The organism is Sporosarcina sp. P13 (genome assembly GCF_002743055.1).
GTDB lineage: Bacteria > Bacillota > Bacilli > Bacillales_A > Planococcaceae > Sporosarcina.
The window spans coordinates 156122-169228 of the sequence record NZ_PDYM01000003.1 but is presented as its reverse complement, the minus strand read 5'-3'; the positions used below and the strand labels follow the sequence as shown (position 1 = coordinate 169228).

Genomic DNA, 13107 nt, shown 5'->3' with positions numbered 1-13107 from the left:
CCTTCTCCACCGCTCTGAAGTCCTTCACTTTGAAGGTGCTAGTCACAGAATTAAGTATCGTGAAACATTATTTCAAGCGTAAACTGTTCAAAACTAATGAGCAAAAACTGTTCAAAATTACTTGACGGTTACATCAAATTACGTTCAACTGTGCCAATTAGATGGTTTTAAATCCTTTTGGAACTTGTAGCTGTAGCAAATTTACAGTTACCCTTCGAAGCAGATACTAGGCATATAGCTGAACTTCTAAAATCACTTGAATTTTGTTGTATATCCAGAGCGTCATATACGAACACTCCTAATTTTCTAGTTTTTACAATAAGAGGCTGAGAAAAACTTAATAAAATATAAAATTTTAAAAAAGCGTGAAACCAAGCTATAAGAACCTTGGTTTCACGCGGTTTTAGTTTCGCTCTTTTTTGGTAGCTACACAAGATTTTCTACTTATGTCCCAACCTCAATAGTATTATCACATTAAGCCTTTTGCATTTCCTTCTGCATCCACGTCCATATTAAGTGCAGCTGGTTGTTTAGGTAAGCCAGGCATCGTCATGATATCTCCTGTTAAACAAACGAGAAATCCAGCTCCAAGTTTCGGTAGGATGTTGCGAACAGTAATCGTAAACTCTGTTGGACGTCCTAATTTTTTTGGATCATCAGAAAATGAATACTGAGTCTTCGCCATACAGACTGGCAACAAGTCCCAGCCATTTTTCTTAATTTCAGCTAAGTCTTTTAACGCTTGATCCGTAAAGTTCACACCTAGACCGCCATACACTTTTTGAACAATAGCCGTTACTTTCTCTTCGACAGACTGGTCGATGTCGTAAATTGGCGCGAAGTGATTCGGCTCATCGATTGCTTTTAACACTTCTTTCGCCAACGCTTCGCCACCTGCTCCACCATCTGCCCATACATCGGTTAAAGCAACTTTCACATTGTTCTCTTTGCACCAATTCTGCACTTTCTGAAGCTCTTGTTTAGAATCAAGAACAAAGTGATTTAATGCAACGACTGGCTGAACACCGAAAGCTCGAATGGTTTCTACGTGTTTTTCTAGGTTTACTAATCCTCGCTCAACCGCTGCACTATTTTCTTCTTTCAAGTCTTGTTTAGCTACACCACCATGCATTTTCAACGCACGAATGGTTGTCACTAATATAACAGCATCCGGTTGAAAATTCCCTTGACGCGCTTTAATATCCATAAATTTCTCAGCGCCCAAATCAGACCCAAAACCCGCCTCCGTCACGACAAAATCCGCCAAATCCCGTGCGGTATTCGTCGCAATTAATGAGTTACAACCGTGTGCGATATTTGCAAACGGTCCACCATGAATAAGTGCCGGTGTCCCTTCTATCGTTTGTACTAAGTTCGGTTTAAACGCATCCTTCAACAATAACGTTAAAGCACCTTCTACTTTCAGATCTCTAACGGTAACAGCTTCCTTGTCATACGTATAGCCAATAACGATGTCTGCTAAGCGCTCTTTTAGATTTTGTAAATCTGTCGCTAAACAGAACACTGCCATGATCTCAGATGCAACTGTAATATCAAAGCCATCTTCGCGTGGGATGCCTTGCCCTGGTCCACCTAACCCAATTGTTATATGACGTAGCGAACGGTCGTTCATATCCATAACTCGCTTCCATGTAATACGGCGTGGATCTATGTTCAACAGATTCCCTTGATGTAAATGGTTATCGATCATTGCACTTAATGCATTATTGACAGTCGTGATTGCATGAAGGTCTCCTGTGAAATGTAAATTGATATCTTCCATAGGTAATACTTGCGAGAAACCACCACCAGTTGCCCCACCTTTAACTCCCATGACGGGTCCAAGAGATGGTTCCCGTAACGCGATAATTGTCTTCTTGCCTAGACGTGACAGCGCATCTCCAAGACCGACTGTTACTGTGGATTTTCCTTCTCCAGCAGGCGTAGGGCTCGTAGCCGTGACGAGGACTACCTTCGCTTTAGTCTTTTGCTTCGGTATGAGATCTACATTAATTTTTGCTTTATACTTGCCGTATAATTCAAGCGCATCTGGAGAAATCCCCACCTTCTCTGCAATCTTCCCAATCGGTTGCATAGTTGCTTTGGATGCAATCTCCAAGTCCGTCAACGGTTTCACCTTTTCTGTCACTTCTCCCACTGCCTTTCCACTCCATATATAATTTTATTGATTTATTTGCAATACGATTTTACCGAACTGCACACTTTTATCTAACTTAGCAAACGCCTGAGCCGTTTGTTCAAGAGGAATAATCGAGTCTACTACTGGATGAATTTGATGCTCCGCAATAAACGATAGCATATCGCGCAATTCATTTCGACTCCCCATCGTTGTTCCAAGAAGCGTATACTGACCATAAAAGAACTCACGCAAATTTAAATCCACTGTATCTTCTGTTGTTGCGCCAAAGACAACGATTCGACCGCCTTGTTTTAATACTTTGAGCGAGCGATTAAATGTCGCTCTTCCTACACTTTCGATTACAAGATCTACACTTTCACCTTCTAATTCTGTAGGCCAGTCACTATTTGTATCTATTGCGAGATCAGCACCTAATTCAGTTGCATGACGTCTTTTTTCTTCACTTCTAGACGTAACTATGACACGCGCTCCTAGTTTCTTTGCAAATTGAATTAAGAACGTAGCGACACCACTTCCAGCGCCCGGAATAAAAACAGTTTGACCTTCTTGAATTTGACCTTTTGTGACAAGTGCACGATAGCCAGTAAGTCCGGCAAGAGCAATGACGGCCGCCTCATCCCAAGAAAGATGTTCCGGTTTCTTTTCTAATTGTTCTGCTGAGATACAAATTTTCTCTGCAAATGTCCCGTGATCTGGCATGCCAAGAATATCAAATGTAGCTGATGGCGCGTTACTCTCATCATACCAACGAAGCGCCGGATTGATAATTACTTCATCTCCAACACGCCATCTTGTTACCCCTTCGCCTACTGACTCAACAATGCCAGCACCATCTGAACCTAATATAAGAGGTTCTTTTGCGTCTCCGCGACGTACTGGGATCATTGTATCCCGGCGATTTACACCCGCCGTTTTTAAGGATACGATGACTTCACCTTTTTTAGCTGTCGGTTCTTGGATGTCTGTAAATCGCAATTCACCATTTTCATGAACGAATGCCTTCAATCAACTCATCCTCTCTACGTTTATATACGCTACTATCATAACGTATTTTGTTATATTTTCCTATAGGTCGCTTAATCTGAACAACTGTTTATGTAGAAAAAAACACAATGAGCTATAGAGTCATTGTGTTATAAGTTCCGTCTTTTATATTTAGCTAATTCTAATAGTTCGAGTACATCTTTTTTGGGTAATCTGATAACTAACTCCATCAGTTCTTTTTCTGCTGATCTTCTGCCTTTTCCGCTACGATAATGTTCTTTGTTAACCGCATCGATCTCTTTATATAACCCGTCCGCCTCTTCAGATGATTGTGTACTTTCAACATTCATCGTTTCACGAAGACGATCGTAGAGAGATTCTACAGTGTTACCTGTTGTTTTTATATATGGAGTGAACGTTACTTCTCCCATGATCAATTCATCAGTAGAGACTGAAAAACGTTCTGAAATTTTCGCGATCCACGCTGCGGATGGAGCATTTTTTCCACGCTCCCAGTCTTTGATTCGACTAGCAGATGTCCCGATAGCTGCACCAAAAGCCATCATCGAAAGCCCACGACGTTCTCTTAACTCTTTCAACCGCAAACCAAAATCATCCTTACTCCATTCGTTCAACGAAATACCCCCCATTTACCATCATTCTCATTATATTATTATCACAACGGTATTTTTGTCAATTAACTTTTTCATGAAATTATTCACAATCAACGTTTATGAAATGTACAATTTGCAATTCCCACATAAGCAGGTAATTTTATTTAATAACCACTTCTTTGACGTGCATAATTTTCTTCATTTTTGTCAATATACGCTTGAATAATCTGTTTTTCTGTAAAACCTAATGTTTTAGCGAGCGCACCATATTGCATCCAAATATTCTTATAACTTTCAAAACTTAGCTCATCTAAGAATGTATAGATCGCTTGTCCTGTCTGTAAGAATAACTGCGTCAAATCCATTTCAAGCTCGTTACTAGTAGGCCAGTTTTCTAATCCATCAAAGTCTTTTTCAATTCCAAGGGACAGTAGGAAGTGGATTGAATCGACATACTCTTCTAAAATCATATCTTTAGCTGAAGGGCCTTTCATACTCCAAAATTTAAAGCATCTTGTTTCATTTGCTAATTCCGCTAATTCAACTAGTAAAGCCAAGCCTTTTTCGTTAAACGTTTCGGTTGCTTTATGATTTTCTTGTATGTATGCATCCAATGCTTTTTGCATGTTAAATAACTGATCTAACTTCATTTTAACACCCTCCTGAAAATTTACTATAAAATGAAACCTTTTCTCTTACTCATCCGTATAGGTATAAACTAGAATGTGTTCAGGAGTTGATTTCATGATTTTATTGATTCGTATACTCATTATAGCACTTATTATTTATTTGTTTTATGCAGGCATTCGCTATTTGACAGATGCCAAGCGAAAACTAGATGAAGCATATGAAAAAGAGCAATACTATTTTTATGATGACGTGAAAAACATACGTAAAAACTTCTTCATTACGTTTAAAGGTGCCATGTTTGAAGGTGAAAAGTATCTCGGAACTACACCTGATTCTTTTGATGTAGTATCCATTTTTATTTGGGTCAAAAATGAATCGAAACTACAAGGGATGACGAAAGAAGATTTTCACTTCCTTGAGGCGGAAGTAAAATCGTATTATCCATTTGCCGAAATCAATTGGAAAAACCCGATTGAACAATTGATGAAGGGGTAATACACGGACTGAAAGGAAACAGCTAAATTGGCTGTTTCCTTTTTCATTAAAATATAAGGGAAGTCGGCAATTCAAATCCAGCTGACATGAGTAGGATTACGATATCAAGCATTGCCAGTAAAAGAAAACCTACACGGAACGTTGTTTTTCTTGTCTTATGGTGAAAGACTTGCATACCGAAGTAAGCCCCCACTCCTCCACCCAGAAATGCCAACAACCAAAGATTACGTTCTGGAATTCGCTGTTTTTTCTTCTGCGCTTGTTTTTTATCGTATCCCATCGCCACAAAAGCCCAGACAGATAGGATCGCCATATAAATCATAAGAGTTTGTGCCATGTTAGCTACTCCTTTGCACAAAAAAACCACTTTCGTTTCCATATAAGAATGAAAACGAAAGTGGATTTTAGTTCATCTTATTTTGCAACCGCTTTTTTTGCCGTATCTGCAAGTTGTGCAAATGCTTGTGCATCTGTCACAGCTAGATCTGCAAGCATTTTACGGTTAACATCAATGCCAGCTACTTTCAAGCCGTGCATTAATGTGCTGTATGAAAGGCCATTGATACGTGCAGCCGCGTTGATACGTGTGATCCATAGTTTACGGAAATCACGTTTCTTTTGACGACGATCACGGTATGCATAGTTTAAAGATTTCATAACCTGTTGGTTAGCAACCTTATAAAGTCTATGTTTTGAACCGAAGTAGCCTTTTGCTAATTTTAATACTCGTTTATGACGCTTGCGCGTGACTGTTCCACCTTTTACGCGTGGCATAGTGCATTACCTCCTGCTTATCCTGTAAGTGTGTGTTGATAGAAATTCGATTAACGAAAAGTCTACCGGTATTACTTCATGTTTGTTAGCATTTCACGAATACGCTTGTAATCGCCTGAAGAAACTAGTGAAGACTTACGTAAGTGACGTTTAGCCTTCGTAGATTTGTTTGCAAAAAGGTGACTTGTGTAAGCACGGCCACGCTTTAATTTACCAGTTCCAGTTCTTTTGAAACGTTTCGCGGAACCGCGGTGAGTTTTCATTTTTGGCATGTTCTGTTCCTCCTAAATTGTTCGTGTTACTTTTTTTCGGCAAGCGGTGCAAGTATTAAGAACATGCTCCGACCTTCCATTTTTGGTTTCACTTCAACAGTTGCTACTTCTTTGCAAGCTTCTGCAAAGCGATCGAGCACTCGTTGACCGATTTCTTTGTGCGTAATCGCACGCCCACGGAAACGAATCGAAGCTTTTACCTTATCCCCATTTTCTAGGAATTTGACTCCGTTACGTAGTTTCGTTTGAAAATCATGCTCATCAATCGTCGGGCTTAACCGAACTTCTTTCATATTGATGATCTTTTGATTTTTACGAACTTCGCGCTCTTTCTTTTGCTGTTCGAACTTGAACTTTCCATAGTCCATAACACGAGCTACTGGGGGCTTCGCTTGTGGAGCAACAAGAACAAGGTCCAGGTTCACTCGAGCAGCAATTTCTAAAGCTTCATTACGTGTTTTGATACCGAGTTGCTCGCCATTGTGATCAATTAAGCGTAGCTCACGTGCTCGGATACCGTCATTTACGTACATGTCTTTGCTAATAGTAATCCACCTCCGAATATTGTCTCGTGAATACACATTTTGGGTATATCGAAAACTTCGACTTTAGGGTCCCATAGGTCCATTCATTTTACGAAATAAAAAAAGTAGACAAATGTTATTTGTCTACCCGCGTAAGTAATCCATGCAAAATATGCATAGTAATTAACTTATGTGCCAACCTGTCAACAACTTCATTGCGTCGATCAGGTGAGAAGCGGGTAGCCTCTTCTTATACCACAAACTGTATTCATTTAACCTTATTTACTTTATCATACATAGAAGTGAGTGTCAACAACTTGGTTTAAGCTGGTTGTTGGATACACTGTATAACGTTTACATCATTTCAACTTTCTTAGTATAGCCTATCATCAAATTTTTGGCAAGTATAAATTTTAAAATATGCATTTAAGTTATGAGCATCTCTTCCCCGGACCCACTGCGGCACTGGCGGATGGCTCCTGCGATGAGTTAGTTAGGGATTCGGTAACTTCTAACCACTTCAATCCGCTTCTTAAAGTAGTGAAGTAGTCGTCTCTGTACTCACTTCGGCGCTGGCGGATGGCTCCCGCAATAAGCCAGATAGGAAGAGCACCTATCCGTCTTATCGCTCCGCCTACCGCTTGTAAGGCGCCTGCGTTTTGTGAGGACCAGTAAGTATCATAGTACTTTAAAGACTAATAGTGAATTTTACTAAGTACCAATGACTACCAAAACTACACTATACTCATTAGCGAAGGCACAACTGCGGGGTCGGCCGAAGCCGGGAGACAACTAGCGCGACCTTCGCTTGTTGGCTCCTGGCGGGAGGCAATCCCCCACGTGCCGTAGCGATGATAGGAAACTGACCTTTACTGACTTCAGAATCGGAATTAAGTCGAGCTGCGATCCTACACAAAATGGTTTTACTACGTACAGAAGCCTATCCAATCTACCCTAAACTCAAAAAGCGAAGGCACAACTGCGGGGTCAGCCGAAGCCAGGAGACAACTAGCGCGACCTTCGCTTGTTGGCTCCTGGCGGGAGGCAATCCCCCACGTGCCGAAGCGATGATAGAAAGCCGACCTTTACAAACTTCAGTATTGCAAATGAGTCGAGATACGATCCGACAATAAGTATTTTTACCATATAAAGGACCCAATCAAACTACTCTATACACAAAATTGAAGGCAAAACGGCACTTGCAGATAAGTACCACAAGTGCCGTTTCAATAGTATAAAACTGATCTTACTTCTTCACATCTTCTTGAAGCATCTCAAGGAACGCGTCAAATGACATACTTTCGGATTTTTGTTCACCGTACTTACGAACGTTAACTTCGCCAGACTCCAACTCACGATCACCAAGCACTAACATATATGGAACCTTTTGAACTTGTGCTTCACGAATCTTATAGCCGATTTTTTCTTCCCGACTATCAACATCCACACGGAATCCAGCTAATGTCAATTTCTCTCTTACCTCTTCCGCATAATCAAAATGCACTTCTGGCGAAACGGGAATGACTTCCACTTGAATAGGTGCTAACCACGTCGGGAATGCTCCTTTATACTCTTCAATCAAGAATGCAACAAAACGTTCCATTGTCGATACGACACCACGATGGATAACGACTGGACGATGTTGCTTTCCATCTTCTCCGATATACGTGAGGTCAAAACGTTCAGGCAACAAGAAATCGAGTTGTGCAGTAGATAGTGTTTCTTCCATACCTATTGCCGTTTTCACCTGCACGTCAAGCTTCGGTCCGTAAAATGCCGCTTCTCCCTCTTCTTCTGTATAAGGAAGACCTAGCTCGTCCATCGCTTCTTTTAACATAGACTGTGCTCGTTCCCACATTTCATCATCATCGAAATATTTCTTTGTATCCGCAGGATCACGATAAGAAAGACGGAATGAATAATCTTTGATGTTGAAATCTTTATACACTTCGACGATTAGCAAAATTACTCGCTTCAGTTCATCTTTAATTTGGTCAGGACGAACGAAAATATGCGCGTCATTTAATGTCATACCTCGTACTCGTTGCAATCCTGATAGTGCTCCTGACATTTCATAGCGGTGCATTGTGCCAAGCTCCGCAAGACGAAGTGGCAGATTACGATACGAATGAATACCATTTTTATAAATCATCATATGATGCGGGCAGTTCATCGGACGTAACACTAAATCTTCGTTATCCATGCTCATCGCTGGGAACATTCCGTCTTGGTAGTGGTCCCAATGGCCAGACGTTTTATATAACTCAACGCTTCCGAGAACAGGTGTATAGACGTGTTGATAGCCAAGTCTTTCTTCTTTATCCACGATATAACGTTCTACTACACGACGGATTGTAGCACCTTTTGGTAACCATAAAGGTAAACCTTGTCCAACTTTTTGGGAGTTTGTGAATAGATTAAGTTCTTTACCGATTTTACGGTGATCACGTTCTTTCGCTTCTTCAAGTAAACGTAAATGTTCCTTCAGTTCATCTTTTTTGAAGAAAGCTGTTCCATAGATACGTTGAAGCATTTTATTATCTGAATTACCTCTCCAGTAAGCACCCGCAATACTTAGCAGTTTGAATTCTTTCAACTTACCTGTAGCAGGAACGTGAATTCCACGACATAGATCGAAAAATTCACCTTGTTCATAGATTGAAACTTGTTCGCCTTCAGGAATTGCTTCAAGAAGTTCCAGTTTATATTCATCGTCAATTTCTTCAAAGCGTCTTTGTGCTTCTTCACGAGAAACATCATGACGGATAACTGGTAAGTTTTCTCCAATAATACGTTTCATTTCTTTTTCTATTTCAGGAAGATCTTCCGCTGTAATAGGCGTAGGTGAATCAATATCATAATAAAATCCATTTTCGATAGTCGGACCAATTCCAAGTTTTGCATCTGGGAATTTACGTTTAACAGCTTGCGCTAAAAGGTGAGCTGTACTATGACGAAGAATTTCTAACGCTTCTTCTGAATTAGGCGTCACGATGCTAATCTCTCCATCTTCATGAATCGGTGTTTTCAAATCGATTAATTGATTCCCAATTTTCCCTGCTAATGCACTTTTACGCAATCCAGGACTGATGGAGCCTGCAATTTCTTCCGTTGTTGTACCGTTTGCAAATTCCTTTACTGCTCCATCTGGAAATGTTAAATGAATATTTTCTACCATTTGTATGACTTCCTTTCTATTTTTGGACACAAAAAAACCTCATCCCTAAAGGGACGAGGCTTGAGCTCGTGGTTCCACCCTTCTTCCTTCTGTCCTTTCGGATAGACGAAGCTTTCGATCGGCTAACGGGCCGTTACCGTCATCAGCTACTAAAGTTCGCTGATGCTGCTTGGAGGTGGTAAATTCATTTTTGCCTACAAGGGTTTCAGCCGTGCCCCTGCTCTCTGAAAGGTTCGAAATAAATTATTGTCCTCTTCGATGCATTTTGAGAAATTATTTATGCTTAACTGAGTAATAGTATAGAAAATTTTTGGCGGAATTGCAAGTTTATATTATTATTTTCTTATAATTGCATAAAGAAGAACCAAACAATTACTACTTTTCTTATGTCGTTGCTCGACTCTTCGACAGCACACTTTATAGAATAGGTTAGCCACCTATCAATGCTTCGGCCGACCCCGCAGTTGCGCCTTCGCTAGTAAGGAGAGTTATTCATGTTGCACATAAGCAAATGCTAAACCACTATTTCAATTTAGGTAATTAGCATAACTATTTCCTCTTGTAAATATTAAATACATTCAAAACTGTCCAGTTAGACGCATGTCACGATTCCAGCTATTAATCTCGCCAGTTTTGACCGCCTAGTTTGAAAGGTTGGCTGACCATGCGAATTCTTTCCATGACTCGTGCAGCTTTGATTGGTTCATTTTCTCCGCGCTGACTCGTAGTTAGGTGATGTTCTAGCTCGTTGTAGTTAAAGTTTGACGTGAAGAAGACAGGTAGTTTTTCAGCCATGCGATATTGCAGAATAGTACCTAGTACTTCGTCTCTCGTCCACGTAGACATTGTTTCTGCACCGATGTCGTCGAGCATGAGGACGGGTGCTTTTTTGACAAATTCGACCTTTTCATCTAACGTTTGGTTTTGAATAGACTGTTTCATTTCACGTAAGAACTCTGGTACGTAAACAACGACTGTTCGCACTTGTCTCGCAGCGAGTTCATTTGCTAAGGCACCTAAAATGAAAGATTTACCGATGCCAAAATTCCCGTACAAATAAAATCCGCGTTCAGGTATTTTTCCTGTGGAGTCTATTTGGTTTAGGTAATCTTTAGCCGCCCTCATGACCATTACACGGCTGTCTTCTGATAAAAAGTCTACATTTGATAAACGAGCTTCCATCACTTCTTTTGGCATATACATACTATTAACCATTTTTGATACATTTCGGCGCTCGTCCTCTAGTTGTTTTGTTGGGCAAATGACATAATCTAAATCGATTAGTCGCTGTGCAATGACTAATTTAGGCTCAAAACCTTTCATTACATTGATGCAACCTTCTATGTTAGGACAACGAACACAGGCATGGGATGCCGTTTTAAATTCATACAGCTTCCCGAGGCTGCGGTTGACGACTTCAGTATTGACTTCATCTGAATGGTCACTAATAAATTGCTGAATTGTTGGATCTTCAACGACTTCTTTTCGAAGTTCTTCATACTTTTGGGCTAACGAAGGAGCATTGACCACTCGTTTCATAGCATCTCCAATTCGTTCCATCTTATTTCACCTCATTCTCCTCTATCCCTAATTCTTTTAGTAACTTTTTACGTTCTTCTTCAACATTGAAATCCGATGGCGTATCCGATTTCTTTGTCTTTTCCTTGCGATTAGCAAACCATTCCGGTACTTTTTCTTCTCTAGTCGGTTTACGTTTTTTCGGAGTGGATTGTTTTCCTTCTTTTAGCCACTTCATGTATTGATCATGTTCTTCGCGAGATAATTTCAAAGCCGTCTTGGCATCATTTACTTTTTTATTAGCCCAGTGAGAGGCGATTCGTTCTGCAAAGCTATTTGTGATTTTCCCATCATTCCGTAGCATCACATATTGAAGTAGCACATTGACGACACCGACTGGGAATTGGTGAAGAGTTATTAGACGTTCAGCAAGTTGAATATCTACAGTAAACGGTTCTTTACCGCTAATTTTTCGCAACATATCTTTTGGTGGTGTGTTTTCTAAATAAAAGATTAATTCCTCATCGCGACTCATGTTTTCTTTTGGCGCTTCTTTTGCCTCAGGCATTTTGAAAGCTGGTTGTAATTTCGGTGGTTGTGGCGAACGATTCATTTTATAGAATTCTGAAGCAGCTTTCCGTACGCGTTCTTCAGTCACTTGTAGATTTTCATCCATCGCGATCATCATGACTTTTTGCATATCAAGAGGAGAGAGCGTATATAAAAATGACAGTTTAGCGATTATTTCCTGGGGAATCACACGAACTGATGACTTTGGTATCATCTGCTCAGATAGTCCATCATAAAATAAATCAAAATTAAATTCATGCATATCAAATGGCACACCCGGCGCCGCCGTTTTTCCATAAAAATCCACACCAGCCGTCAGTTCCGTTGCTAAATCTGCTCTAGCCGGTTGAAACACGTCCAAAAACGTTCGAGAAACTTCTTGGTACTCCTCTTTCGAAATCCGTTCATCTAAGAAACGTCTACGCAATTGACGATAGGGCTGTTCGCCAATTTTGCTGAACAAAAACGTAGATAATAAAGGGTCGCTAAAAAAAGAAGGGGCGTCCAAAGGAGGCAGTAGTTCATAGACAAATGATCGCTTCTCCCCAATTTCTTTCTTTTTATATGTCCGTAACAGCCCAATCGCCTCTAATGTAATCCGCGCTTCAAAAATTGGCTGTAGGGCAAAGGATAAAATATTCATCAAATAGTAGTGCGAGTGCTCTTGAGGCTCCACATTTTCTGCATCTGTCCATAAAGTCAAAAACAGACTTATAGCTTCTGAACCAATTAGAGGCTGGTAAAACAATGTAAGCATTTGTCGATCATAGGATGAAAATGGATGCGTTAATTTCACCTGAAAGGAATCGACCGGCTGCAATTCTGTATATAGCATCATAAACGCCTTCCCTTCTGGCAATACGCCTTACTCTTGTTGATCTTTTCTACTTTGTAACTGTTTTAATTCATCTATAAACACCGTGATATCTTTATACTGTCGATAAACTGAAGCAAACCGAACGTAAGCGACTTCATCGACATCGACTAATCTCTTCATTACCATTTCGCCGACTTGATCAGAGTCTATTTCGACGATTCCTGAACTTCTGAGTTCTTTTTCAATCGAAATGACAATATCTTTCAATTTTTCAATAGGCACTGCTCGCTTTTCACAAGCGCGAATCAAACCACGAAGTAACTTTTCACCGTTAAACTCCTCGCGTGTCGTATCTTTCTTAACGACGATTAACGGAGAATGTTCCACTTTTTCAAACGTCGTGAAACGATAGCTACATTTTTCACATTCGCGTCTTCTTCGAATTGAACGGTTTTCTTCCGCTGGGCGTGAATCGATAACACGTGTTCCATTGTAGTGACAAGCTGGACATAACATAGTCAGTTCCTCCGCATTTTCATTGGTACCTTTCATTATAACAGAATCTAGCTA

At 40.3% G+C, this 13107-nt stretch carries 13 protein-coding genes and 2 other annotated features; of the genes, 1 reads left to right on the top strand and 12 read right to left on the bottom strand.

Annotation, left to right across the window (positions count from 1 at the left end; all coding sequences use genetic code 11):
- Positions 1–469: 469 nt before the first annotated feature.
- From CSV79_RS03135 to CSV79_RS03120, 4 genes are all read right to left on the bottom strand, one after another.
- Complete coding sequence (locus CSV79_RS03135) at positions 470–2095, bottom strand: formate--tetrahydrofolate ligase (RefSeq protein WP_233201351.1); 1626 nt, start codon at positions 2093–2095, stop codon at positions 470–472.
- An 87-nt stretch (positions 2096–2182) separates the two neighbouring features.
- On the bottom strand, positions 2183–3166 hold the full coding sequence (locus CSV79_RS03130) for a zinc-binding dehydrogenase (RefSeq protein ID WP_099687587.1): 984 nt from the start codon (positions 3164–3166) through the stop codon (positions 2183–2185).
- Between the two features lie 128 nt (positions 3167–3294).
- Positions 3295–3780, bottom strand: coding sequence for a helix-turn-helix domain-containing protein (locus CSV79_RS03125; protein WP_158232457.1), 486 nt, complete (start codon positions 3778–3780; stop codon positions 3295–3297).
- A gap of 143 nt (positions 3781–3923) precedes the next feature.
- A complete protein-coding gene (locus CSV79_RS03120; RefSeq protein ID WP_099687585.1) occupies positions 3924–4409 on the bottom strand; it encodes a dUTP diphosphatase in 486 nt (161 codons plus the stop codon).
- 94 nt (positions 4410–4503) lie between these two features.
- Between CSV79_RS03120 and CSV79_RS03115 the strand changes: the two genes are divergently transcribed.
- A complete protein-coding gene (locus tag CSV79_RS03115; protein ID WP_099687584.1) occupies positions 4504–4884 on the top strand; it encodes a sigma-w pathway protein ysdB in 381 nt (126 codons plus the stop codon).
- Between the two features lie 46 nt (positions 4885–4930).
- On the opposite strand, the gene CSV79_RS03110 is transcribed toward CSV79_RS03115, so the two are convergent.
- The 8 genes from CSV79_RS03110 to nrdR form a co-directional block, all read right to left on the bottom strand.
- A complete protein-coding gene (locus CSV79_RS03110; RefSeq protein WP_099687583.1) occupies positions 4931–5221 on the bottom strand; it encodes a DUF1294 domain-containing protein in 291 nt (96 codons plus the stop codon).
- Positions 5222–5298: 77 nt separating this feature from the next.
- Positions 5299–5658: a 50S ribosomal protein L20 gene (rplT, locus tag CSV79_RS03105; RefSeq protein ID WP_099687582.1), complete on the bottom strand. Its 360-nt coding sequence runs from the start codon at positions 5656–5658 to the stop codon at positions 5299–5301.
- A gap of 71 nt (positions 5659–5729) precedes the next feature.
- Positions 5730–5930 (bottom strand): 50S ribosomal protein L35, encoded by a 201-nt coding sequence (gene rpmI, locus CSV79_RS03100; RefSeq protein WP_029052909.1) that lies wholly within the window; start codon positions 5928–5930, stop codon positions 5730–5732.
- A gap of 26 nt (positions 5931–5956) precedes the next feature.
- Positions 5957–6463 carry a translation initiation factor IF-3 gene (gene infC / locus CSV79_RS03095; protein ID WP_143560531.1) on the bottom strand — a complete coding sequence of 169 codons (507 nt, stop codon included), beginning with the start codon at positions 6461–6463 and terminating at the stop codon, positions 5957–5959.
- 102 nt (positions 6464–6565) lie between these two features.
- Positions 6566–6712, bottom strand: a sequence feature (ribosomal protein L20 leader region).
- 988 nt (positions 6713–7700) lie between these two features.
- Positions 7701–9632 carry a threonine--tRNA ligase gene (thrS, locus tag CSV79_RS03090; RefSeq protein WP_099687580.1) on the bottom strand — a complete coding sequence of 644 codons (1932 nt, stop codon included), beginning with the start codon at positions 9630–9632 and terminating at the stop codon, positions 7701–7703.
- 46 nt (positions 9633–9678) lie between these two features.
- Positions 9679–9900 (bottom strand) — a binding site (T-box leader).
- A gap of 350 nt (positions 9901–10250) precedes the next feature.
- Positions 10251–11192 carry a primosomal protein DnaI gene (dnaI, locus tag CSV79_RS03085; RefSeq protein ID WP_099687579.1) on the bottom strand — a complete coding sequence of 314 codons (942 nt, stop codon included), beginning with the start codon at positions 11190–11192 and terminating at the stop codon, positions 10251–10253.
- 1 nt (position 11193) lies between these two features.
- Positions 11194–12558: a replication initiation and membrane attachment family protein gene (locus CSV79_RS03080; protein ID WP_099687593.1), complete on the bottom strand. Its 1365-nt coding sequence runs from the start codon at positions 12556–12558 to the stop codon at positions 11194–11196.
- Positions 12559–12585: 27 nt separating this feature from the next.
- Positions 12586–13053, bottom strand: coding sequence for a transcriptional regulator NrdR (nrdR, locus tag CSV79_RS03075; RefSeq protein WP_099687578.1), 468 nt, complete (start codon positions 13051–13053; stop codon positions 12586–12588).
- Positions 13054–13107 lie beyond the last annotated feature (54 nt).

Bases quoted from the DNA above. Each gene is read 5' to 3' on its own strand.
- CSV79_RS03135 (WP_233201351.1), bottom strand. From the start codon at position 2,095: ATGCAACCGATTGGGAAGATTGCAGAGAAGGTGGGGATTTCTCCAGAT.
- CSV79_RS03120 (WP_099687585.1), bottom strand. From the start codon at position 4,409: ATGAAGTTAGATCAGTTATTTAACATGCAAAAAGCATTGGATGCATAC.
- CSV79_RS03115 (WP_099687584.1), top strand. From the start codon at position 4,504: ATGATTTTATTGATTCGTATACTCATTATAGCACTTATTATTTATTTG.
- CSV79_RS03110 (WP_099687583.1), bottom strand. From the start codon at position 5,221: ATGGCACAAACTCTTATGATTTATATGGCGATCCTATCTGTCTGGGCT.
- rplT (WP_099687582.1), bottom strand. From the start codon at position 5,658: ATGCCACGCGTAAAAGGTGGAACAGTCACGCGCAAGCGTCATAAACGA.
- rpmI (WP_029052909.1), bottom strand. From the start codon at position 5,930: ATGCCAAAAATGAAAACTCACCGCGGTTCCGCGAAACGTTTCAAAAGA.
- infC (WP_143560531.1), bottom strand. From the start codon at position 6,463: ATGTACGTAAATGACGGTATCCGAGCACGTGAGCTACGCTTAATTGAT.
- thrS (WP_099687580.1), bottom strand. From the start codon at position 9,632: ATGGTAGAAAATATTCATTTAACATTTCCAGATGGAGCAGTAAAGGAA.
- dnaI (WP_099687579.1), bottom strand. From the start codon at position 11,192: ATGGAACGAATTGGAGATGCTATGAAACGAGTGGTCAATGCTCCTTCG.
- CSV79_RS03080 (WP_099687593.1), bottom strand. From the start codon at position 12,558: ATGATGCTATATACAGAATTGCAGCCGGTCGATTCCTTTCAGGTGAAA.
- nrdR (WP_099687578.1), bottom strand. From the start codon at position 13,053: ATGTTATGTCCAGCTTGTCACTACAATGGAACACGTGTTATCGATTCA.